Consider the following 22,173-nt stretch of genomic DNA (forward strand, 5'->3'; position numbering starts at 1 on the left):
CTGCGCAACTTCGCCCGGGGCGAGGCCTACCTCCAGGAGGCGCCGACCCTGTGGGACGTCACCTTCCAGACGGCGGTCGCCCAGGCCGAGCTCGAGGCACGTGACTACCCCGGCGCCTATCACCGCGTCGCCTTCCACCAGCCTGACGGCGAGCCGCTCCACATCGAGACCACCCGGCCGGAGCTGATTCCCAGCGTCGTCGCGCTGATCGCCCACCCGGACGACGAGCGCTACCAACCGCTCTTCGGCACGACCGTCACCAGCCCGGTCTTCGGCGTCGAGGTCCCCGTCCTGGCCCACCCGGCGGCCGAGCCCGACAAGGGAGCCGGCATCGCGATGTGCTGCACCTTCGGTGACCTCACCGACGTGATGTGGTGGCGCGAGCTCGACCTCCCCGTCCGCACGCTGATCGGTCGCGACGGGCGGATGCTCCGCGAGACGCCCGAGTGGCTGTCGGGCGAGAGCGCTGCTGCGGCGTACGAAGAGCTCAAGGGCAAGACGACCTTCAGTGCCCGTGAGGCCGTGGTCGCCGCGCTGCGCGAGTCGGGAGACCTCGACGGCGAGCCGAAGGCGACCCAGCGGATGGCGAACTTCTACGAGAAGGGCGACAAGCCGCTCGAGATCGTCGCGACGCGTCAGTGGTACGTCCGCAACGGTGGCCGCGAGGCCGACGTGCGCACCGAGATGCTCGAGCGCGCCGACGAGATCACCTGGATCCCGGCCCACATGAAGCACCGCTACGACAACTGGGTGGGCGGCCTGAACGGCGACTGGTTGATCTCGCGCCAGCGGTTCTTCGGCGTGCCGTTCCCCGTCTGGTACCCCCTCGACGACGCCGGCGACCCCGACTACGACCACCCGCTGCTGCCCCGGGAGGACGCACTGCCGGTCGACCCGTCCACGCAGGCACCGGAGGGCTACGACGAGTCGCAACGCGGCGAGCCCGGCGGCTTCATGGGCGACCCCGACGTGATGGACACCTGGGCGACGTCGTCGCTGACCCCTCAGCTCGCCGGCGGCTGGCTGGGCGACGAGGACCTGTTCGCGCGTGTCTTCCCCTACGACCTGTGCACCCACGCGCACGACATCATCCGCACCTGGCTCTTCAGCCGGGTCGTGCGTGCGCACTTCGAGCAGCACGCTGCTCCGTGGACGCACGCGATGATCTCCGGATTCATCGTCGACCCCGACCGCAAGAAGATGTCGAAGTCCAAGGGCAACGTGGTCGTGCCGACCGAGATCCTCGACAAGTACGGCGCCGACGCGGTCCGTTGGCGGGCCGCCCTCGGCCGCCCCGGGGCGGACTCGCCCTTCGACGAGTCGCAGATGAAGGTCGGGCGACGCCTGGCGATGAAGGTTCTCAACGCCTCGAAGTTCGTGCTCGGCAACGTCGGGGCGTCCTCGCTCGACCACTTCGCCGTCAGTGCGCCCATCGACTGCGCGCTGCTCGGGCGGCTCGAGGTCGTGGTCGGCAGGGCCACGGATGCCTTCGAGGCCTACGACTACACGACCGCGCTCGAGGTGACCGAGAAGTTCTTCTGGGAGTTCTGCGACGACTACCTCGAGCTGGTCAAGGAACGGGCGTACGACGAGGACGGCGGCCTGGCCACGGAATCAGCCCGCGCCGCGCTGGCCATCGCCCTGCACGTCCAGCTCCGGCTGCTCGCACCCTTCATGCCCTACGTCACCGAAGAGGTGTGGTCGTGGTGGCAGGAGGGCTCGATCCACCGGGCGCCCTGGCCGACCTCGGCCGACCTGGGCGCGGCGGCAGCCGCCGATCCGTCCGCGATCTCGGCCGTGGCTGCTGCGCTCATGGGGGTTCGCGGCGCCAAGTCGAAGGCCAAGGTGTCGATGAAGGCGGAGCTCTCGCGCGTGGAGATCAGTGGTCCCCCGGCCCTGCTCGCCGGCGTCGAGTCCGCGGCTGACGACCTGCGTCGCGCCGGCAAGATCACCGGCGACCTGGTGTTCACCCCGGACGCCGACGCCCAGGAGATCTCGGTGTCCGCCGAGCTTGCCGAGGTCTCCGAGCCCACACCCTCCTGACGCTGAGGTGCCCCGGCCGTGGATCACGGCCGGGGCACCTCAGAGGCACGAGCTGAGCTTGAGCCTCAGGCCGACTTCTTCTTCTTCGACTCCGACTCGTGGGGCACCAGCGTCGGGGCGACATCGTTGTCGACGACATCACGGGTGATGATCACCTTGGCGATGTCGTCGCGCGAGGGCACCTCGTACATGACGTGGAGCAACACCTCTTCGATGATCGCCCGCAGGCCGCGCGCGCCGGTGCCGCGTTCGAGGGCCCGGTCGGCGATGGAGGTGATGGCGTCCTCGGTGAACTCGAGCTCCACGCCGTCGAGGTCGAAGAGCTTCTGGTACTGCTTCACCAAGGCGTTGCGGGGCTCGGTCAGGATCTGGACGAGCGCCTCGTTGTCCAGCTTGGTGACGCTGGCGATCAGGGGCAGCCGGCCGATGAACTCGGGGATCAGACCGAACTTCGTGAGGTCCTCGGGTCGCACGAGCGCCATCAGGTCGTCGGCTTCGCGTTCGGCCTCGCCGCGCACGTCAGCGGTGAAGCCGAGGGTCTTCTTGCCCACGCGCTGCTCGACGATGCCCTCGAGGCCGGCGAACGCGCCGCCCACGATGAACAGGATGTTGGTGGTGTCGATCTGGATGAACTCCTGGTGCGGGTGCTTGCGCCCGCCCTGCGGAGGGACCGACGCCGTGGTGCCCTCGAGCATCTTCAGCAACGCCTGCTGGACGCCCTCACCCGAGACGTCGCGGGTGATCGACGGGTTCTCCGCCTTGCGGGCCACCTTGTCGATCTCGTCGATGTAGATGATCCCCGTCTCGGCTTTCTTGACGTCGTAGTCAGCGGCCTGGATCAGCTTGAGCAGGATGTTCTCGACGTCCTCGCCGACATAGCCCGCCTCGGTCAGCGCCGTGGCGTCCGCGATCGCGAAGGGCACGTTGAGCATCCGGGCCAGGGTCTGCGCGAGATAGGTCTTGCCGCATCCGGTCGGTCCGATGACCAGGATGTTGGACTTGGCGACCTCGACGATCTCGTCCTTGTTGTGCTTGCCGCTGACGGGTTGGAGCCCGGCCTGGATGCGCTTGTAGTGGTTGTAGACGGCCACCGCGAGCGCCTTCTTGGCGTGTTCCTGCCCAATGACGTAGGCGTTGAGGAACTCGAAGATCTCCCGCGGCTTGGGCAGCTCGTCCAGGCTGACCTCGCCACCGTCGGCGAGCTCCTCCTCGATGATCTCGTTGCACAGCTCGATGCACTCATCGCAGATGTAGACGTTGGGGCCAGCGATGAGCTTCTTGACCTGCTTTTGGCTCTTGCCGCAGAAGTTGCACTTCAGCAGGTCGCCACCGTCACCGATTCGAGCCACGGGTGTTTCCTCCGGTCCTGCCGGGTCGGACTCCCGGCCTCGCAAACTCCTCGACGGTACCCCGTGCTGCAGTCCCGCGGGGTGCAGACACGAAAGCCCGTCGCTGGCTCTTCGTCATCTGAGTGGGTCGCACGCTCAGCCGAGCGCCGGCACGCCCTTGCGGGACTCGAGCACCGCGTCGATGAGGCCGTATTCGACGGCTCCCTCAGCGGTCAGGATCTTGTCGCGCTCGATGTCGCGGCTGACCTGCTCGATGTCCTTGCCGCTGTGGTCGGAGATCATCTTCTCGAGCAGCTCGCGCATGCGGAGGATCTCGTTGGCCTGGATCTCGATGTCGGAAGTCTGCCCGAAGGTGCCCTCGGTGTAGGGCTGGTGGATCAGGATCCGGCTGTTGGGCAGAGCCAACCGCTTGCCGGGGGTGCCGGCCGCCAGCAGGATCGCCGCAGCGGAGGCTGCCTGGCCAAGGCACACGGTCTGCACGTCGGGCTTGATGAAGCGCATCGTGTCGTAGATCGCGGTGAGCGCCGTGAACGAGCCACCGGGCGAGTTGATGTAGATGCTGATGTCCTGGTCGGGGTTCATCGACTCCAGGCACAACAGCTGGGCCATCACCGCGTTGGCGACGTCATCGCTGATCGGCGTGCCGAGGAAGATGATGCGGTCCTCGAACAGCTTGCCGTAGGGGTCGATGCGACGGAAGCCGTAGGACGTCCGCTCTTCCCACTGGGGAATGTAGTAGTTCACGTCTCAGTCCTTGTCTGACGAGTTGGCGCGGGCGGGTCGGCCTTCATCGGCGGCCTCACGGGCGTTGGTGACCACGCGGTCGACCAAGCCGTATTCCACTGCCTGCTCGGCGGTGAACCAGCGATCGCGGTCGGCGTCGGCGACGACCTGCTCGACCGACTGACCGGTGTGCTGGGCGATCAGGTCGAGCAGCACCTTCTTGATGTGGAGCGACTGCTGGGCCTGGATCTTGATGTCGGAGGCGGAACCACCCATGCCGGACGAGGGCTGGTGCATCATGATCCGCGCGTGCGGCAGGGCGTATCGTTTGCCCTCGGTGCCGGCACACAGCAGGAACTGGCCCATCGAGGCCGCGAGGCCCATGCCCACGGTGGCGACGTCGTTGGGGATGTAGTTCATCGTGTCGTAGATCGCCATGCCGGCGTCGACCGAACCGCCGGGCGAGTTGATGTGCAGGAAGATGTCGGCTTCCGGGTCCTCCGCGGAGAGCAGCAGGAGCTGCGCGCAGATGGCGTTGGCGTTCTGGTCGCGCACCTCGGAGCCGAGGAAGATGATCCGCTCGCGAAGCAGTCGCTGGTAGATGTGGTCGTCGAGGCCGTAGCTCGGGGCGCCGCCGTTCATCTCGGGCGGGGCAGCCATGCCAACGTGGGCTGGATTGGAGTTCTGGTTCACGCAAGCGACACTAGCCCGAAGCACCGACACTTCCACGCGATCGCCACCCCTGTTCGCCCACAGCGCACAGCGCCGTGTCGGCCGCGCTCACCCGGAGCCGGACGGGGCCCACAACAGGCTCAGGCCAGCCACTTCCGCAACGCAGCCGCCACCCCGGCGTCGTTGAGCAGGTCGAAGTGGTGCCCGCGCAGGTGGAGTACCTCGCCGTCCGGGAACAGGTTGCGCCCCCCACGATCGCGACCGTAGGCGGATGCCTGGCGGACCAGGACGTCGCCGAAGAACGCTCCCACCGGGTGTCGTGGTGAGGCCGTCAGGGTCGCCGAGACGAGCCGGTAGCGGGCGTGGGGCAATGGCGCGAAGTCCTCGTCGAGCCCCAGGATCAGGTCTTCGACCCCTGCGGCCCGCTGGTCCAGCACGCGCCCGAAACCTGCCAGCTCCGGCAGCCTTCCCAGCAGCTGGCTGCCTTGCTTGACCCCGCTCGCGAGGGGGGCTCCCAGGTGGGGGGTGCCGAGGGTGACGACGTCACTGACCCGATCGCGCCACGTCCACTCGCCGCTCACGGCGGTGGCGGCCCGGATGACCAGCCCACCCATCGAGTGACCGATCAGTGCCACCCGGGTGACGTCCGTCGGCCAGCTCACGACGAGGGTCTCCAGCAGGCCCGCCAGGGCTGCTCCGTTGGTCCGCACGGGGAGGCCGGTGTTGGCGCGGAGCATGACCGGCGTCCACCCCAGGTCGGCCAGCTCCTCGGCGTACGTCGTGCCACGTTGCGCCCGCCCACGACGCCAGTAGGCGTCGTTCTCGCACAGGCCGTGCAGGAACACCGCGACCTGTCCCCCCGCCGCGGGGTATGCCGCAGCGAGCCCGTCACGCGTCAGCGGCACGTCCCGGTCGTCGACCCGGGGCGCCATGGTGATCGCCAGGCGCGGTCGCTCCTGCTCCAGACGGTCGCCGATCAGGCCGTTGACCGCCGACCGCACGAAGCGGGACCGGTGTCCTGTCTCCATCACGGGACCGGCCCCGGTCCGCGCGACCATGTCGAGACCAGCGGTGAGCCCCCGCATCGACAGGCCCACCCCGCGATAGACCGAGCCGGCGACGACGCGGTGGCCGTGCCCGGCCACGACGCTGGACAGGCCGAGCGGCCGGTCGAGGAAGCCGTGTGCCCGGTCCACCCAGGCGAGGTGCGTGTCCCGAGCCGTGTCCACGAGCACCTCGTCGGCCACCTGTGCCAGGAGCGCCAGGGCGTCGAGGAGACCGGGCTCGGTGCGGCTGGACTGGCGGGTGGACATGCGCGCAGCGTATCGGCGCGGTGGACACATGTTCACCTGCCGCGCGTGTGCTCTTGACCCCATGCTGCGGGTGACGTTGCGGGGGGCTGGCCTTCCTACAGCAACATAGGGGACTGGTGAGACGCTGCTGTTCGGGCGTTCCCCGCACCACGCCGTGCCGGAGGAGGACCCCGACGAGGCCCTTCGGGTCACCGCGCTGGCACTCCCCCGCTGCGCTCCGCACGTCTCGAGGCTCCTGGGCGAGCTCGAGATCGGCGAAGAGCTCGCCCGCCTGCGCTGGCACGGCGCCGGGGAGACCCAGGTGTCCAGCCTCTTCGACGCACCGGGGGGAGCACGACGGGTGACGCTGGTCGAAGGCATGTCACTCCTCCTGGACGAGGGGGAGAACGCGTTGATCGTCATGCGCGGGCGCCAGACGGCTCGAGACGCCTTCGACGACCTCTCGATCGTCGTGGACGTGGCCACGTCCACTCCGACACCGGCCGAGCGCATGCGCTCCGAGGTGGATGAGGACCTCGACGCGACGGCGACGGCACCCTCGCCGGGCCTGCTCCCCACTCGCGTGAGTGATACGCCGCACTCGCCCTCGCCGAGCCCGGCTGACCGGCACCGACGACTATCCGCGACCACCCTCCAACCGCGAGATCTACGAGCGGGTGCTCCACTGGCACGGCTACGCATGGAACCTCGAGCGTGCCCAGCGGGTCGACGACGCCATCCGCGCCCTCTCGTCGCTGGCCTTCAGCGCCAAGGACGACCCGTTGCGAGCCGGCGCCGGTCGTGCCCAGGACGTCCGGTTCGCCGTCGGACAGGGTGGAGCCCAGTGACCAGATGTCGTCCGCGGCGGTCGGCGCATGGCCGTCGAGGACCTGCGGGGACGCGTGGCGGTAGGTGAACGTCTCGACCGAGCCCGTGTGCTCGGAGTCCGCCAGTCGCGCGATCCCGAAGTCCGCCAGCACCCGCGACGTGGGCAGGACGAGCACGTTCTGGGGCTTCACGTCGCGGTGGAGGACGCCACGGCCGTGGGCGAAGGACAACGCATCGGCCAGCACCAGGCCGACCCGGACGACCTCCTCGACCGGCAATGGCCCGAGCTGCTTGAGCCGGTCGTGCAGGGTGCCGTCGGGACAGAACTCCATCACGATGGCCGGCCGTCCGGACCCCGTGATGCCCGTCGCCAGCACGGTCACGATGTTGGGGTGCTGACGGCCCAGCACGAGGGTGATCTCCACCTCGCGAGCGAACCGCGCTGCACGCACCTCGTCGGCGACGTTCAGGGCCTTGATCGCGGCTTCTCGACCCAGGGAGTTCTCCCGCGCGTGATAGACGACCGAGCCGCCGCCGACCCCGATCTCGCGGAGGTCTGAGTAGCCGACCAGGGAGTCGGAACAGGCTCGGCAGCGGTTGGCGCAGGCGGCTTCCACGCGGCGTGGCCTGAGCCATCCCCCGTCATGTCGCCGCCCCGCCTCCCGTTGCGTTGCCTGTCGGACTCAGTCCTCTTCGACGACCTCGGTGTCGCTGCCCGCGGCGTCGTCGGCGGGCTCGGCGATCGTACCGTCCGGGCGCAGGTTGGCGAGCTCCACCACGTTGCCGGAGGCATCGGTGACTTCGGCCGACTCGACCAGCGTCGCCAGCGCCTTGCCCCGCAGGATCTCCTGGACCATGTCAGGGATGTGGTTGTGCTCGAACATGTGGTTGGCGAACTCCTGCGGGTCCTGGCCGGACTGCTGCGCGCGGCGGACGAGGTGGGTCGACAGGTCCTGCTGGTCGACGCCGATCTCCTCCTTCTTGGCGATCGCGTCGAGGATGAACTGCGCGGCGACGGCGTCGCGGACCCGGCGGTCCAGGTCGGCCTCGAACTCCTCGGTGGTCTGTCCCTCGTCCTCGAGGTACTTCTCCATGGTCAGGCCGGCGTACATGAGCTGCTGCTCGACGTTCTGCCGACGCGCGTTGAGCTCGTCGGTGACCATCGTCTCGGGCAGCGGGACGGCGACCTTCTCGAGGAGGGCCTCCAGCACGGCGTCGCGGGCGGCAGCAGCCTGCTCGAGGCGCTTGCCCCGACCCAGGCGCTCCCTGACATCGGCGACCAGCTCGTCCACGGTGTCGAACTCGGAGGCCATCTGGGCGAACTCCTCGTCCAGCTCGGGGAGCTCCTGCTGCTGGACGGCGGTCACCTTGACCGTGACCTCGACGTCCTCGCCGACCAGGTCGCCGCCGACGAGCTGCGAGGCGAAGGACTTCTCGTCGCCTGCGCTCATCCCCACCAGGGCCTCGTCGAGGCCCTCGAGCATGCCGCCGCGACCGACCTTGTAGGACATGCCGCTGACGTCGCCGCCCTCGATCGCCTCGCCGTCCTGCACGGCGGTCAGGTCGATGGTGACGAAGTCGTCCTCGCCGGCTGCGCGCTCCACGTCGACCAGGGTGCCGAAGCGCTCACGCAGCGCCTGGACCTGCTCGTCGACCTCGGCGTCGGTGACCTCGACGTCCTCGACCTTCGCCTCGAGGGCGGAGTAGTCGGGGAGCTCGAAGTCCGGCTTGACGTCGACCTCGGCGGTGAACTCGAGGGCGGTGTTGTCCTCGAACTTCGTGACCTCGATCTCGGGCTGAGCGAGCGGCTCGAGCGAGTTCTCCTGCATGGCCTCGGCGTACTTCTGCGGGACGATCTCGTTGATCGCCTCGTCGAGCACGACGCCGCGGCCGACCTGACGGTCGATGACCGCCGGCGGGACCTTGCCGCGACGGAAGCCGGGGACGTTGATCTGCTGCGCGATCTTCTTGTACGCCTTGTCGAGGCTCGGCTTGAGCTCCTCGAAGGGCACCTCGATGGTCAGCTTGGCCCGGGTCGGGCTCAAGTTCTCGACGGCGCTCTTCACAGGTGGTCTCCTTTGTTGTCTTCGGTGCCCAGCGGGCCGGGCGTTGCACATGTCAGTCGGGGCGACAGGACTCGAACCTGCGGTCTCCTGCTCCCAAAGCAGGCGCGCTAGCCACTACGCTACGCCCCGCCAAGTGGGTCAGAAGCGCCCGAGATCGGGCGCTTCTGACTCCCTTGGAGCGGATGACGGGAATCGAACCCGCGTAATCAGTTTGGAAGACTGGAGCTCTACCATTGAGCTACATCCGCGTTGCGCTCACCGGTCCCGGCGCTCAGGGCGGCACGGGCACGATTTGCGCGTTGTCATGGTGCCACATCGGGCGTGATCGGCCACAACCGAGCCTCAGCGTCGGTGCACCAGCAGCAACGCCCGGTCATCCTTGCGCGACCCGATCGACTCGATGATCCGGGTCGCCCCTCCGACGTACTCGCCCCTCAGCAGCTGTTCGGCCTGACCCAACATCTTGTCGACGCCGAGACTGATGTCGCGCGTCCGCGTCTCCACCATCCCGTCGGTGTAGAGGAGCAGCGCGTCTCCCGAGCGCATGATCCCCGCAGCAGGTTCGTACGCCGCCTCATCGATCAGCCCCAGCAACGGGCCCTCCGCCGTGATCACTGACCACCGGCCCGACCCGGCAGCGCGGAGCGCCGCGGGCGGGTGGCCGGCCGACCGGATCTGGAACCTGCCCGTCTCGAGCTCGAGGGAGAGATGGACCGCGCTAGCGAAGCCTTCGTCCCAGTCCTGGCGGATCAGGAAGTCGTTGGCCGCCTCGAGGAAGTCCTCCGGTGCCAGCGCGCCGAGCAGACCGCCGAGCGCCCCGGAAAGCAGCAGAGCACGGGTTCCCGCGGCCTCGCCCTTGCCCGAGACGTCGACCACCGCCACCTCGAGCCGGTTGCCCTTGCGGATCGCCACCACGAAGTCACCGGCGAACGGAGTCCCCCCCGCCGAGCGGAGCTCGCTCTCGACGTGCCAGCTCCCCGGAAGTCCCGGGATCCCTCCCTGGCGAAGGATGCGGTCCCGCAGGTCCACCAGCATCAGCTCACCCCGCAGCCCGGCGACCCCGAGGCGCGAACGGTGGAAGCTCGAGAGCACGACCCCGATGCAGAGGCCGGCGACGATGAGGGCGCTGATGAAGATGCGCCCCGTGATCGCGCTCTGGAAGGCCACGGCAACGGCCAGGACCAGCAACGTCACCAGGACGAAGAACGGCAGCTGACGCGGACCGAGGAGCAGGTTGGCGAGGGCGAGTGGCACCAGCAAGGCAGCCAGCGGCATCACCTCAGGGGCCTGCCAGATCAGGACGCCCACGGCGGCGTTCAGCGTCAGGAGCGCGAACAGCATGCGGGATTCGCGCGGCAAGAATCCCTGCAGCGCAGCGGTGAGCCTTCTGCCGCGTGGGGCTGGCGACGTCACTCGCCCTCCCGGCGTGATGTCTGTTTCTGCGGTGGGTCTCGTAGGGGGCTCATCCTAGGCCGCGGGAGCGGAAACGCGGCTGACACCGGGGGCACCAGAAGATGTTTCTTCCGCCCAGCGCGCCGGTACGGATCGCAGCGCCACACACCAGGCAAGGAGCTGCGGTGCGCCGGTAGACGTAGACCTCGCCGCCGTGATCGTCGGTGCGTGCCGGTCGACCCATCGCTTCGGGGGTGTGCTCGGGTCGGACGGTGTCGATCCGGTTGTGCACCACCCCCTGGCGCATGAGGTCGCCGAGGTCGGCCCAGAGGGCGCGCCACTGGCTGACTCGCAGCGTCTGGCCGGGTCGCAGTGGATGGATGCGGTGGCGGAACAGCACCTCGGCGCGATACACGTTGCCGACGCCGGCCAGCACCTGCTGGTCCATCAGGAGCTCACCGATGGACCGGTGGCTGGCCTTGATCCGCCGCCAGGCCCGTTCCGGGTCCGCGTCGTCGCGGAGCGGGTCCGGCCCGAGGCGCGCGAGGATCTCGTCGCGACGGCTCGGGCCGACGAGCTCGCACTGGATGGCGCCGCGCAGGTCGGCGTACGCGTCCTCGTCAGCGGTGACGATGCGCAGCCGCACCTGACCCACCGGAGGCGGGACCTCGGCGACGTCCGGGTGGACGTCGAAGGCGCCGATCAGGCCGAGGTGGACGTGGACGAAGTGGTCGTGCTCGAACTCGATGAACAGGTGCTTGCCGGCGGAGTCGGCGCCCACGAACCTGGTGCCGTCCACCACGGCGGCGTCGGCGGCAAACTTCCCCTGGGGGCTCCCGGCGTGGACCAACCTGCCTGCGAAGGCAGCTTCGAGATCGTCGGCGAGTCTCCTGAGGGTGTGTCCCTCAGGCACCCGCTGGGTCCTCCGCGGTGCCCTGGAACGCCGACTCGGGGAGCGGCGGCATCTCCTTGCTCTGGTCGTACCTCGCAATCTGGGCGATGCGCCGCACGTGCCGCTCGTCGTTGCTGAACGGCGTGGTGAGGAAGACCTCGATGAAGCGGGTCATGTCCTCCACCGTGTGCATGCGCCCACCGACCGACACCACGTTGGCGTCGTTGTGCTCCCGCGCCAGCACCGCGGTCTCCTCGGACCAGGCGAGCGCGCACCGGACGCCCTCGACCTTGTTGGCCGCGATCTGCTCGCCGTTGCCGGAGCCGCCGATGACGACCCCGAGGCTGTCCAGACCCTCGGCCCGGTCGCCGGCCACCCCCTCACCCGCGCGCAGGCAGAAGACGGGGTAGTCGTCGACGGCGTCGTGGACGAAGGGTCCGTGGTCGACCGGCTCGTAGCCGTGGTCGACCAGCCAGGTCATCAGGTGGTCCTTGAGCTCGAGGCCGGCATGGTCGGAGCCGAGGTGTACGCGCATTGGTCCAGTCTTGCAGGGCGGGGAGTGATCAGGACAGGTGCTGGTCGATGAACGCTGCGCCCTGCCTCAGCAGGGGCTCGGCCGCCGCGAACTCCGGATGCCGCCAGAAGCCGTGGGTCTGGCCGAGGCACCTCACCCCCACCGTCGCCACACCTGTCTCGGCGATCCGGCGCGCCAGCTCCTCCCCCTCGTCTCGCAGCGGGTCGTGCTCGGCAGTCGCGACGAACGTCGGCGGCAGCGTGTGGAGGTTGGTGGCGTTGAGGGGCGCCACGTCCGGGTGGGTCCAGTCCGACTCGGCGGCGTACTGCTCCCAGTACCAGCGCGCCTCCCGGGGCTCGAAGCCGCTCTCTTGGCCGACGGTGTAGGACGCGAAGCTCGCCGTCGGGTCGAGGAACGGGTAGATGAGCACGACCGCTCCGAAGAACCCCGGGTTGCGCAGCGCGGCGACCAGGGCCAGGTTGGCGCCGGCGGAGTCGCCGTGTGCGGCGTACGACGCTGACGGCCCCTCACGCCGGAGCCAGCCGATGACCGTGTCGACGTCGTCGGGCGCCGCCGGGAACGGGTGCTCGGGAGGCTTGCGGTAGCCGACGCTCAGCACCCGGCGGCGAGCACGGTTGGCCAGTCGCCGGCAGACAGCGTCGTGGACGTCGATGTCATTGAGGACGAAGCCGCCGCCGTGCAGGTGCACGATCACGCCCTCCCGGGCGTCCTCGGGGGTGAAGAGCCGGCACGGGACCCCGTGGGCGTCGAGGTCGGTGGCGATCGCCACCTCCTCGCGGGACTGCTTCAGGTTGAAGCGCCGCACCTTCTCCCGGTGGGCCGCGAGGTCAAAGCCCTCAGCCCGGAAGTCGGTCGGAGTGTCAGCCTCGACGGCCGCACGGACCTCGGGGTACATCACGATGCGTCCGCCTCAGCGGGCCATCAGGGCGTCGAGGCCCACGGCGACGGCTGCGGCCACGCGGAAGTCCACCCGGCTGTCCGCGACGGTCACGTTGTAGCGGTCGCCGATCGACATCCGGCGCTCGACCGAGAACAGCGTCTTGCCCTGCGGGTCGAGGAAGTCGAAGTGGATGGGCAGAAACGAGAGATCGGTGAAGCGGCGCACAAGACCGACCAGCTGGCTGCGCTCCTGGCCGGTGCCGGCGAAGCCCGCGCCCTCGACGTGGAAGGTGGAGCGCAACAACGAGGCTCCGAAGTCCTTCTTGAAGAAGCCGATCTGCTGACCGGACTCGTCGGTGATGTCGTAGCCGGAGCCGAGGTCCATCACCTTGCGGGCCTTGAAGCCGAAGACCGGCCGCGACTTCCCGGCGTCGGAGTAGAAGGTCACCTGCTCCTTGAACGCCATCCGCTTCTGCTCGGCCAGCGCCAGCATGCGCACCGGGTTGAAGGACTGGTCCGATTCGGAGATCTCGTAGCGGTTCACCATCATCGTCAGCTTCTGCTTCACGACGAAGAAGGGGACGTGCATGGGGGCGGCGGGTTGGTCGGTCACGGCCTGAGCCTAGCCACTGCGTCGCCGCAGCTGCTTCTCGAACCACCAGCCGGCGTCAGGGTTGGCGTTGTAGTCGTCGATCTCGACATATCCCGTCGCCCGGTAGAGACCGATGGCCGGCTCCATGTCGCGGCCAGTGTCCAGGCGGGCAGCCCGGGCCCCCAGGGCCACCCCGGCCTCCTCGAGCTCACCCAGCAGCCGGCGGGCCAGCCCCGCCCCGCGCGCCGACGGGTCGACGTACATCCGCTTGATCTCGCACACGTCGGGTGACAGCAGGCGCACACCTCCGCACGCGACGGCCTCGTCCCCGCGCTCGGTCGAACGCCAGCCGACCAGCCATGCACCCTGCGGGGGCGCTAGCTGGGCTGGCGTCACTCCCCCGGACCACCCGTGGTTGAGCGTCACCCCCAGCGACACCAGCTCTGCTTCGTACGCCGCAAGCAGGCGCCCGGACTCGGGCGAGTCCGACGCGGCCGGCCGCAGGATGACCTCAGCCAAGCCTCGCCAGCTCCTCGTCGACGACCGACGGGTCGAGCTTGGTGAAGACCGGCGTCGGCTTGTCTACCTTGGCCCCCACGGCGACGGGACGCGACTCCCAGGCCGGCGTCGCGGTGTAGTCGCCGGTGATCACTGGGTAGGAGACCAGACCGGCCCCGTTGTCGGGGTCGAGCTCGTCGACCTGGTCGACTCGCGGCATCGGAATCAGCTCCCCCTCACCACCCAGGATGAGGTGCACCTTGTTGGCGGCGTGCGGCAGGAACGGCGACAGCAGGAGGTTGCAGTCGGACACACATTGCGCGGCCACGTGCAGCACGGTCGCGAGCCGGTCGCGCTGGGACTCGTCCTTCATCTTGTAGGGCTCGGTGACGGTGACGTACTTGTTGACCTCGCCCACGATCCGCATCGCCTCGCTCGTGGCGGCGCGCAACCGGTGCCGGCCGAGCAGGTCACCCACCGAGTCGAAGCCTCCGCGCACGGCGGCGAGCACGTCCTCGTCGACGGGCTCGAGGGCCGACGCCGCCGGGATCTCGCCGAAGCTCTTGGCGATCATCGTCGCCGTGCGGTTGACGAGGTTGCCCCAGCCCGCCACCAGCTCGGAGTTGTTGCGGGTCACGAAGTCGGCCCAGGTGAAGGCGGCGTCCGAGGTCTCCGGTCCGGCGGCGCAGATGTAGTAGCGCAGCGCGTCCGGGCCGTAGCGCGCCAGGAAGTCGCCCACGTAGATCACGTGACCTCGCGACGTGGAGAACTGCTGGTCGCCCATCGTCAGATATTCCGAGGAGACCACCTCGGTAGGCAGGTTGAGCACGCCGTAGTCCCCGGGAGTGCCGCCGCGGGCGCCCTTGCCGTTGTACGCCAGCAGCTCGGCGGGCCAGATCTGCGAGTGAAAGACGATGTTGTCCTTGCCCATGAAGTAGTAGGACAGGGCCTCGGGGTCGTTCCACCAGGCGCGCCAGGCCTCCGGGTCGTCGGAGCGCCTGGCCCACTCGATCGAGGCCGACAGGTAGCCGATGACGGCGTCGAACCAGACGTAGAGGCGCTTGGTCGGCTGGTCCTCCCAGCCCGGGACCGGGATGCCCCAGTCGATGTCGCGTGTCATCGCGCGCGGCCGGATCTCCTTGAGGATGTTCTGGCTGAACTTGATGACGTTGGGCCGCCACGTGCTCGACGCCTCTCGCTCGTCGAGCCACCCCCCAAGGGCGTCAGCCAGCGCGGGCAGGTCGAGGAAGTAGTGCTGGGTGTCAATGAACTCCGGCGTCTCGCCGTTGATCTTCGACCGCGGGTTGATCAGGTCGGTCGCGTCCAGCTGGTTGCCACAGTTGTCGCACTGGTCGCCGCGCGCATCGGCGTACTTGCAGATCGGGCAGGTGCCCTCGATGTAGCGGTCGGGCAGGGTCCGACCCGTCGACGGGCTGATCGCGGACTTCGTGGTCTGCTCGACCATGTAGCCGTTGCGCAGGACCGTGGAGAACATCTCCTGGACGACGCCGTAGTGGTTGCCGGTGGTGGTGCGGGTGAAGAGGTCGTAGGAGAGGCCGAGGTCCAGCAGGTCGGTCACGATGACCGCGTTGTTCTTGTCGGCCAGGTCCTTGGCGCTCACGCCCTCCTTGTCGGCGGTGACCAGGATCGGCGTGCCGTGCTCGTCGGTGCCCGAGACCATGAGGACGTCGTGACCGGCCATCCGCATGAACCGACTGAAGACGTCGGAGGGCACACCGAAACCGGCCACGTGGCCGATGTGGCGCGGGCCGTTGGCATACGGCCAGGCAACTGCGGAGAGGACATGGGTCATGCGGGGAATCCTAGTGAGCGCCCGCCACTCGAATTCACCAGTGGCTAGCGTGGGACCCATGGGGACACTGATCGCCGAGGACCTGCTGCTGCTCCTGCTCGACGACGAGACCGGCGCACTGGCCGCCTCCGACAGGATCCGACCGCTCCTCGGCGGAGCCCTGCTCATCGAGCTGGCTCTCGCCGAGCGCGTGGTGGTCGCCGACAAGGCCCACCTGTGGAGTACGCCGAAGGTGACGGTCGTCGACGGCCCGGGAGCCGACGACCCGTTGCTTGCGGCAGCGCTGGACACCATCGGCACGAAGGATCGCAGCGCGCAGGATCTGGTCGACCGGCTCGGCAAGGGAACCAGGGAGGCACTGCTCGCCCGCCTCACCGAGCGCGGACTGATCCGACCGGTGAAGGGGAAGGTCCTGGGACTGTTCCCGCGCACGACCTGGCCGGCGACGGACCGCACGCACGAGGCGCGAGTCCGTGAACGGCTCCACGGCACGCTGGTGCAGGGGCTGAGCACGGACGAGCGCACCTCGGCGCTGGTCGCCCTGCTCGCCTCGATCGATCACGCGCACAAGGTCGTCGACCGTGGAGACCTCCCGGCCCGCGAGGTGAGGCGACGGGCCGAGGAGATCGCGGAAGGGGCCTGGGCGGCCAAGGCCGTCAGGGACGCCGTGGTCGCGGCCCAGGCCGCGCTGACGGCAGCCGTCGTCGCCAGCACTGCCGCCACCGCGGGCGGCAGCTGAGCCGTCGGCCGTGCGCGCCCGCGGCGGTAGGCGGTGCACGGCCAGCGTCGCCTCCGTGAAGACCCTGATCGCGGAAGACCTGCTGCTTTCTCCTGCTCGACGACGAGTCGGGCCGGCTCGCTGTCCCCACCCAAGGTCCAGCCACTGCTGAGCGGTGCCGTGCTGATCGAGCTCGCCATGATGGAGCGGATCGCAATGCCCGAGAAGCCCGGCCGCTCGAGGCGGGGTATGTCGAAGGTCGGGTGGAGTACGGCGAAGGTGACAGTCCTGGACGGACCGGTGGTCGACGACCCGTTGCTCGCGACGGCCCTCGCCGCCATCGCCGAGAGACCGCGCTACGCCGCGCAACTCATCGGGCAGCTGGGCAAGGGGACCAAGGACGCCCTGCTCGAGCGGCTCAGCCAGCGGGAGCTCGTCCGCCCGGTCGAGGACAAGGTGTGGGGGCTCTTCCCGCGCACCACCTGGCCGGCGATCGAGCGGACGCACGAGCCCGCGGTCCGAGAGCAGGTGCATGGTGTCCTGGGCCTGAGCCCCGACGAGCGCACCTCGGTGATCATCTCGCTGCTATCCGGGATGATCACGCTCAGTACTGCGTCGTACGCGGTGAACTCACGGTTCGCGAGATCAAGCGACGGGCTGAGGATGTCGCACGCGCATGCATGGCCCGGGCCGTCGACGATCAGGCCGACGCAGGACGGGCTGTGACGGTGGCAGCCCTCGTAGCAAGCACGAGGGCCGCCACCGCAGACGTCAGCGCCCCCGACGACGTCAGCTGAAGTCGAGGTCTCCGGTGCGGCTGCGCTTGAGCTCGTAGAAGTACGGGAACTTCGCCAGCGCCACCGCGCCGTCCCACATCTCGCCGGCTTCCTCGCCGCGCGGGATCTTGGACAGGACCGGGCCGAAGAACGCCGAACCGTTGATGTGGATCGTCGGGGTGCCGACGTCGTCGCCGACGGCGTCCATGCCCTCGTGGTGGCTCTTCGCCACGGCGGCGTCGAGTGACTCGTCGTCCCAGGCGTCGATGAGGTCCGCGGAGAGACCGACGTCAGCGAGGGACGCCGCGACCATCTCGCGGTCGAGCTCCTCGCCGTTGTTGTGACGACGGGTCCCGATCGCGGTGTACCACTCGCCGAGGGTGGCGCTGTCGTGCTCCTGCGCGATCTTGATCGCGACGCGGACGGGCTTCTCCTTGCCGGCGAGCATCTCGCGGTAGCCCTCGGGGATGTCCTTGTCCTTGTTGAGGTAGGCGAGCGACATGACGTGCCACTGCACCTCGATGTCACGCACCTTCTCGACCTCGCCGATCCAGCGTGAGGTGATCCAGGCGAAGGGACAGAGGGGGTCGAACCAGAAGTCAGCAGTAGCCATGACAGACCCAAGTGCGTCCCGGGCGTCCCTATTCCCCTCCACCGGTGGCAGGATGCCCCGCATGCCTGGAACCAATCTGACGCGGGACGAAGCAGCCACTCGCGCCGCCCTCCTGGACGTCACGTCCTACGCCATCGACCTCGACCTCACCACGGGTGACACGACCTTCGCGTCGACCACCACCCTGGCCTTCACGAGCCGTGAGGTCGGAGCCGCGACGTTCGCCGACCTGGACGGCGCAGAAGTCCGCGAGATCACTCTCAACGGTCGCAGTCTCGACGTCACCGAGGTGTACGCCGACAGCCGCATCGTGCTGGACGACCTGCAGTCCGACAACGTGCTGGTCGTGAGCGCCGACTGCCCCTACTCCAACACCGGGGAGGGACTGCACCGGTTCGTGGACCCCGCTGATGACCGGGTCTACCTCTACAGCCAGTTCGAGGTGCCGGACGCGCGCCGCGTCTTCACCACCTTCGAGCAGCCGGACCTCAAGTCCGTGTTCACCTTCAACGTCACCGCACCGAGCCACTGGAAGGTGGTCTCCACCTCGCCCACCCCGGCTCCGAGCGACCTCGGGGACGGCCGGTCCGTGTGGAACTTCCCGGTCACCGAGCGGATGTCGACGTACATCACCGCCGTCGTGGCGGGCGAGTACCACGAGGTCCTCGACACCTACGAGGGCAAGTACGGCACCATCCCGCTGGGTCACTACTGCCGGCAGTCGCTCGCGGACCACATGGACACCGACGTGCTCGTCGAGCTGACCAAGCAGAGCTTCGAGTTCTTCGAGGAGAAGTTCGACTACCCCTACCCGTTTCACAAGTACGACCAGCTCTACGTGCCGGAATACAACATGGGCGCGATGGAGAACGCAGGCTGTGTGACGCTGCGCGACGAATACCTTCCCCGCTCGCGGCAGGCCCGGTCGTTCTTCGAGTTCCGCGCCTCGGTCATCACCCACGAGATGGCGCACATGTGGTTCGGCGACCTCGTCACCATGAAGTGGTGGGACGACCTCTGGCTCAACGAGTCCTTCGCCGAGTGGGCGTGCTACTGGTGCGAGGCCGAGGCGACCGAGTACACCGACGCGTGGACCGGCTTCGCCAACGCTCGCAAGCAGACGGGCTACCGCGCCGACCAGCTGCCCTCGACGCACCCGATCGCCGCGGACAACGTCGACCTGCGCGCCGTCGAGGTCAACTTCGACATGATCACCTACGCCAAGGGCGCCTCGGTGCTCAAGCAGCTCGTCGCCTGGGTCGGTCTGGACGCGTTCGTCACCGGGATCCGTCAATACTTCAAGGACCACGCCTTCGGCAACACCGAGTTCTCCGACCTGCTGTCGGCGCTGGAGAAGTCGTCGGGTCGCGAGCTGGACTCCTGGGCACAGGAGTGGCTCCAGACCGCGGGCGTCAACACGCTGGCGCCCGTCTTCGAGCTCGACGACGACGGCAACTACGCGTCGTTCTCCATCGCCCAGACCGCGCACCCGGACTGGCCCACCCTGCGCCGCCACCGCCTCGGCATCGGCCTGTACGACGACGTCGACGGGCGCCTGGTCCGCCGCGAATACCTCGAGGTCGACGTCGAGGGTGCTGCCACCGGCGTCTCCGAGCTCGTGGGCACCGCCCAGCCTGCCCTCCTGCTACTGAACGACGAGGACCACGCCTACGCCAAGATCCGCCTGGACGAGCGCTCGCTCGCAACGGTGATCGCCGACCTGTCCAGCGTCGAGGACTCGCTGGCGCGCGCCCTGGTGTGGGGCGCCGCATGGGACATGACCCGGGACGCCGAGATGGCGGCCACCGACTGGGTGCGTCTGGTGCTGGCCAACATCGGCTCCGAGACCGACCCCTGGGGCGTCACCAGGATCCCGGCCATGGCCGCCACGGCCGTCCACCGGTTCAGCCACCCCGACAGGCGCGACGCCCTCAAAGCGGAGTGGGAGCGGGGCATGCGGCAGCTCATGCTCGACGCGGCTCCGGGCAGCGACCAGCAGCTGACCTTCGCCCGTACGTTCTTCGGAGCGGCCAGGAGTAACAGCGCCCTCGTCGAGCTCGCGGCGATCCTGGACGGCTCGTTCGTCATCGAAGGCCTGGCCATCGACCAGGACCTCCGGTGGGCGCTCATCATCGCCCTGGCGCGGACGGGTCGCTTCGGCGATGCCGAGATCGACGCGGAGCTGGCGCTCGACAAGACGATCGAGGGCAAGGAGAAGGCAGCGGCAGCGCGTGTCGCGCAGCCCACCGCGGAAGCCAAGGCCGCCGGCTGGTCAGCCATCCTCGACCCGGCCACCCCCAACGAGACGTCGAGCCAGATGGTGCTGTCGATCTTCCGGTCCGACCAGGACGAGGTCGTGGCGCCCTACGTCGAGAAGTTCCTCGCGGCCGCGGACACCGTGATCGACGACCTGGGCTTCCACAAGGCCCGGGAGGTCCTCGAGTACGGCTTCCCACTCGCCGTCGGCTCCCGCGAGGTGGTCGCCCGGCTCGACGAGTGGCTCGCCGACACCAACGCGCCCAAGGGTGCGGTCCGCTTCGTGGGTGAGGCTCGCGACGACATCGCCCGAGCCCTCGCTGCCCAGGAGCGCGACGCCAGCTAGAGCTGCGGCGCCGTCACGGCGTCAGCACGTCCGGTCGTCAGACGCCAGCATGCAGGGTGTTCTGCGGCCGGGCGTGCTCGGCCAGCATCGACAGCCCGCGCTTGAGGCCACCCACGAAGTCGTTCTCCGCGAAGGCTGTCTGCATGGCGATCACGGACAGCTCGACCTCGCGGTCGGTCAGGTGCCGGCGAACCACGGTCCCGGTGACGACCTCGATCAGCCGTGCCGAGCGGTCGACCAGCACGAGCACGCTTCGGTCGGGCGCCACCAAGGCGGCGTGGAGACGCTCGGCGTGGTCCCGGGAGTCGCCCTGCGCGTTGCCGAGGAAAAGAGAGAACTCGAAGCGGCACGTCTGCTCGGCCGCACGGATGGCCTTGTCGAGCTCGGTGCGGTCGCGGGAGCTGAGCTCACCAGCTGCCACGGGCTCCACCTGTCTCGCTACGTCCGGCGTCGCCAGCGGTGAGTTCCTTGGTGCCCGGACGCGGTCCGCCGAGCCAGTGGTCCTCGACATCATCGTGGGCGGGCGAGACGTCCTCCCCGCGGGCGAGGGCCGGCAGGTAGACGGCAGCGGTGATCAGCACGAACAGGAGGATCGGCACGCCCGCCAGCAGCAGGAGTGCCTGGAGGGTGTCGATCTCCTGGACCGTGCCCCAGCCCTCGGCCGCGTCCGCATGGGCAGGGCCAGCGAGCAGCGCCAGACCCAGCGCGGCTGTCGGGAGACTGGCACGCACGGCGTGCCGGGCGGTGACGGAGGTGGAGTGGGTGATCACGGGACACAGGATATCGCCATCCTCTGACGTTCGCGGCGGCCGTGCCCCGCACCGGGCTCACGTGGCGACGGCCAACATCAGGGTCCGGCCCGGCAGTCGCCATACTGGCGGGCATGCTTTCGCTCTCCGAGTCCTGCGCCGAAGACGAATCCATCTGTGAGTGGGTCTGGACCGAGACCGGCAACCAGGGGCTCGCCACCGTCGCCGACTGGTTCGTCGGCAACCCGCTGGCGATCCTCGGTCTCCTGCTTCTCGGACTGACGATTCGCTGGGTCCTGCACCGGCTCATCGATCGGGTGGTCAAGCGGGCCGAGGTCGGGATGTTGCCCGACCGGCTCAGCCGTGCCGTCACGGGCGGCAAGGTGGGCACCGCCCTCAACCTCAACGAGACGGCCGGCTCCGACCGCCGCGTGCAGCGCGCGCAGACCATGGGCACGCTGCTGAAGAGCATCGTCACCGGCGTCGTGCTCGCGATCGTGGTGACGATGATGCTCAGCGAGATCGGTGTCGACATCGCGCCCGTCATCGCGAGCGCAGGGATCCTGGGCGTGGCGCTGGGCTTCGGCGCCCAGAGCCTGGTCTCGGACTTCCTGTCCGGCATCTTCATGATCTTCGAGGACCAGTACGGCGTGGGCGACGAGGTGGACCTCGGGGAAGCGATCGGGACCGTCGAGGCCGTCAGCCTGCGTGTGACGCGGCTGCGCGACGTCAACGGCACGGTCTGGTACGTGCGCAACGGCGAGATCCTCCGCGTGGGCAACATGAGCCAGAACTGGGCCCGCACCGTGCTCGACATCAGTGTCGCCTACGGCGAGGACATCGCCCGGGTGCAGCGCGTGCTCGCCGACGTCGCGCACGACCTCTGGGAGGACGAGGACTTCGAGGGCCGAGTGATCGAGGAGCCGTCGGTCTGGGGCGTGCAGGACCTCACCCCCGATGCCGTGGTGCTGCGGGTCGCCCTCAAGACGGCCCCGCTCGAGCAGTGGAAGGTCGCCCGCGAGCTGCGTCGGCGGCTCAAGACGGCCTTCGAGGAGAACGGCATCGAGATCCCGTTCCCGCAGCGCTCTCTCTGGCTGCCCACCGAGCCCGAGGGCCCGGCCCAGCCCGTGCTCGACACCGC

The 22,173-nt window shown here is 68.9% G+C and carries 21 protein-coding genes and 2 tRNA genes; 5 read left to right on the plus strand and 18 right to left on the minus strand.

Annotation, left to right across the window (positions count from 1 at the left end):
• The coding region (gene valS / locus JWN68_RS06465; RefSeq protein ID WP_297736347.1) for a valine--tRNA ligase at positions 1-2,043 on the plus strand (2,043 nt) is incomplete at its 5' end.
• Between the two features lie 65 nt (positions 2,044-2,108).
• On the opposite strand, the gene clpX is transcribed toward valS, so the two are convergent.
• From clpX to metG, 15 genes are all read right to left on the minus strand, one after another.
• The gene (clpX, locus tag JWN68_RS06470) at positions 2,109-3,392 is read right to left on the minus strand and encodes an ATP-dependent Clp protease ATP-binding subunit ClpX (protein ID WP_297736351.1); all 1,284 of its coding nucleotides are present in this window, start codon (positions 3,390-3,392) and stop codon (positions 2,109-2,111) included.
• Positions 3,393-3,527: 135 nt separating this feature from the next.
• Complete coding sequence (locus JWN68_RS06475; protein WP_297736354.1) at positions 3,528-4,136, minus strand: ATP-dependent Clp protease proteolytic subunit; 609 nt, start codon at positions 4,134-4,136, stop codon at positions 3,528-3,530.
• Positions 4,137-4,139: 3 nt separating this feature from the next.
• Positions 4,140-4,775, minus strand: a complete 636-nt coding sequence (locus tag JWN68_RS06480; protein WP_297736356.1) for an ATP-dependent Clp protease proteolytic subunit — start codon at positions 4,773-4,775, stop codon at positions 4,140-4,142.
• A 152-nt stretch (positions 4,776-4,927) separates the two neighbouring features.
• Positions 4,928-6,100, minus strand: a complete 1,173-nt coding sequence (locus JWN68_RS06485; RefSeq protein ID WP_297736359.1) for a hypothetical protein — start codon at positions 6,098-6,100, stop codon at positions 4,928-4,930.
• 398 nt (positions 6,101-6,498) lie between these two features.
• Complete coding sequence (locus tag JWN68_RS06490; protein ID WP_297736362.1) at positions 6,499-7,524, minus strand: serine/threonine-protein kinase; 1,026 nt, start codon at positions 7,522-7,524, stop codon at positions 6,499-6,501.
• A 66-nt stretch (positions 7,525-7,590) separates the two neighbouring features.
• A complete protein-coding gene (tig, locus tag JWN68_RS06495; protein ID WP_297736365.1) occupies positions 7,591-8,973 on the minus strand; it encodes a trigger factor in 1,383 nt (460 codons plus the stop codon).
• A gap of 56 nt (positions 8,974-9,029) precedes the next feature.
• Positions 9,030-9,102, minus strand: a tRNA-Pro gene (locus JWN68_RS06500).
• A 45-nt stretch (positions 9,103-9,147) separates the two neighbouring features.
• Positions 9,148-9,221, minus strand: a tRNA-Gly gene (locus JWN68_RS06505).
• A gap of 94 nt (positions 9,222-9,315) precedes the next feature.
• The gene (locus JWN68_RS06510; protein WP_297736368.1) at positions 9,316-10,314 is read right to left on the minus strand and encodes a PP2C family protein-serine/threonine phosphatase; all 999 of its coding nucleotides are present in this window, start codon (positions 10,312-10,314) and stop codon (positions 9,316-9,318) included.
• A 121-nt stretch (positions 10,315-10,435) separates the two neighbouring features.
• Complete coding sequence (locus tag JWN68_RS06515) at positions 10,436-11,278, minus strand: DNA-formamidopyrimidine glycosylase family protein (RefSeq protein WP_297736371.1); 843 nt, start codon at positions 11,276-11,278, stop codon at positions 10,436-10,438.
• Positions 11,271-11,792 (minus strand): ribose-5-phosphate isomerase, encoded by a 522-nt coding sequence (locus JWN68_RS06520; RefSeq protein ID WP_297736373.1) that lies wholly within the window; start codon positions 11,790-11,792, stop codon positions 11,271-11,273. Before JWN68_RS06520 ends, JWN68_RS06515 begins: the two co-directional genes overlap by 8 nt.
• A 28-nt stretch (positions 11,793-11,820) precedes the next feature.
• On the minus strand, positions 11,821-12,687 hold the full coding sequence (locus JWN68_RS06525) for an alpha/beta hydrolase (protein ID WP_297736405.1): 867 nt from the start codon (positions 12,685-12,687) through the stop codon (positions 11,821-11,823).
• 15 nt (positions 12,688-12,702) lie between these two features.
• On the minus strand, positions 12,703-13,284 hold the full coding sequence (locus JWN68_RS06530; protein WP_297736376.1) for a hypothetical protein: 582 nt from the start codon (positions 13,282-13,284) through the stop codon (positions 12,703-12,705).
• Positions 13,285-13,293: 9 nt separating this feature from the next.
• A complete protein-coding gene (locus JWN68_RS06535; RefSeq protein ID WP_297736379.1) occupies positions 13,294-13,782 on the minus strand; it encodes a GNAT family N-acetyltransferase in 489 nt (162 codons plus the stop codon).
• Positions 13,775-15,574: a methionine--tRNA ligase gene (metG, locus tag JWN68_RS06540; RefSeq protein ID WP_297736382.1), complete on the minus strand. Its 1,800-nt coding sequence runs from the start codon at positions 15,572-15,574 to the stop codon at positions 13,775-13,777. The genes JWN68_RS06535 and metG overlap by 8 nt, the downstream gene beginning before the upstream one ends.
• 58 nt (positions 15,575-15,632) lie before the next feature.
• Here metG and JWN68_RS06545 point away from each other — a divergent pair, with 58 nt between their 5' ends.
• Together JWN68_RS06545 and JWN68_RS06550 are read left to right on the plus strand one after the other, a co-directional pair.
• Complete coding sequence (locus tag JWN68_RS06545) at positions 15,633-16,313, plus strand: GPP34 family phosphoprotein (RefSeq protein WP_297736385.1); 681 nt, start codon at positions 15,633-15,635, stop codon at positions 16,311-16,313.
• A 33-nt stretch (positions 16,314-16,346) separates the two neighbouring features.
• Positions 16,347-17,018, plus strand: coding sequence for a GPP34 family phosphoprotein (locus JWN68_RS06550; RefSeq protein ID WP_297736387.1), 672 nt, complete (start codon positions 16,347-16,349; stop codon positions 17,016-17,018).
• Between the two features lie 63 nt (positions 17,019-17,081).
• Here the strand turns inward: JWN68_RS06550 and JWN68_RS06555 are convergent, their stop codons facing one another.
• Positions 17,082-17,681 carry a DsbA family protein gene (locus JWN68_RS06555; protein ID WP_297736390.1) on the minus strand — a complete coding sequence of 200 codons (600 nt, stop codon included), beginning with the start codon at positions 17,679-17,681 and terminating at the stop codon, positions 17,082-17,084.
• Positions 17,682-17,742: 61 nt separating this feature from the next.
• On the opposite strand from JWN68_RS06555, the gene pepN reads away from it, so the two are divergent.
• Positions 17,743-20,283, plus strand: a complete 2,541-nt coding sequence (pepN, locus tag JWN68_RS06560; protein WP_297736393.1) for an aminopeptidase N — start codon at positions 17,743-17,745, stop codon at positions 20,281-20,283.
• Between the two features lie 37 nt (positions 20,284-20,320).
• On the opposite strand, the gene JWN68_RS06565 is transcribed toward pepN, so the two are convergent.
• Both JWN68_RS06565 and JWN68_RS06570 read right to left on the minus strand, forming a co-directional pair.
• The gene (locus JWN68_RS06565) at positions 20,321-20,704 is read right to left on the minus strand and encodes a DUF5130 family protein (RefSeq protein ID WP_297736397.1); all 384 of its coding nucleotides are present in this window, start codon (positions 20,702-20,704) and stop codon (positions 20,321-20,323) included.
• Positions 20,691-21,053 (minus strand): hypothetical protein, encoded by a 363-nt coding sequence (locus JWN68_RS06570; protein ID WP_297736400.1) that lies wholly within the window; start codon positions 21,051-21,053, stop codon positions 20,691-20,693. The genes JWN68_RS06565 and JWN68_RS06570 overlap by 14 nt, the downstream gene beginning before the upstream one ends.
• A 113-nt stretch (positions 21,054-21,166) precedes the next feature.
• Here JWN68_RS06570 and JWN68_RS06575 point away from each other — a divergent pair.
• A partial coding sequence (locus tag JWN68_RS06575) for a mechanosensitive ion channel family protein (RefSeq protein WP_297736403.1) occupies positions 21,167-22,173 on the plus strand: 1,007 nt, incomplete at its 3' end.

This window comes from Nocardioides sp. (genome assembly GCF_025964975.1).
Lineage (GTDB): Bacteria > Actinomycetota > Actinomycetes > Propionibacteriales > Nocardioidaceae > Nocardioides.

What these genes read in the sequence shown, in the direction of transcription:
- JWN68_RS06480 (WP_297736356.1), bottom strand. Translation starts at nt 4,775, where the DNA reads ATGGCTGCCCCGCCCGAGATGAACGGCGGCGCCCCGAGCTACGGCCTC.
- JWN68_RS06485 (WP_297736359.1), bottom strand. Translation starts at nt 6,100, where the DNA reads ATGTCCACCCGCCAGTCCAGCCGCACCGAGCCCGGTCTCCTCGACGCC.
- JWN68_RS06510 (WP_297736368.1), bottom strand. Translation starts at nt 10,314, where the DNA reads ATGCTGTTCGCGCTCCTGACGCTGAACGCCGCCGTGGGCGTCCTGATC.
- JWN68_RS06520 (WP_297736373.1), bottom strand. Translation starts at nt 11,792, where the DNA reads ATGCGCGTACACCTCGGCTCCGACCATGCCGGCCTCGAGCTCAAGGAC.
- JWN68_RS06525 (WP_297736405.1), bottom strand. Translation starts at nt 12,687, where the DNA reads ATGTACCCCGAGGTCCGTGCGGCCGTCGAGGCTGACACTCCGACCGAC.
- metG (WP_297736382.1), bottom strand. Translation starts at nt 15,574, where the DNA reads ATGACCCATGTCCTCTCCGCAGTTGCCTGGCCGTATGCCAACGGCCCG.
- JWN68_RS06545 (WP_297736385.1), top strand. Translation starts at nt 15,633, where the DNA reads ATGGGGACACTGATCGCCGAGGACCTGCTGCTGCTCCTGCTCGACGAC.
- JWN68_RS06555 (WP_297736390.1), bottom strand. Translation starts at nt 17,681, where the DNA reads ATGGCTACTGCTGACTTCTGGTTCGACCCCCTCTGTCCCTTCGCCTGG.
- pepN (WP_297736393.1), top strand. Translation starts at nt 17,743, where the DNA reads ATGCCTGGAACCAATCTGACGCGGGACGAAGCAGCCACTCGCGCCGCC.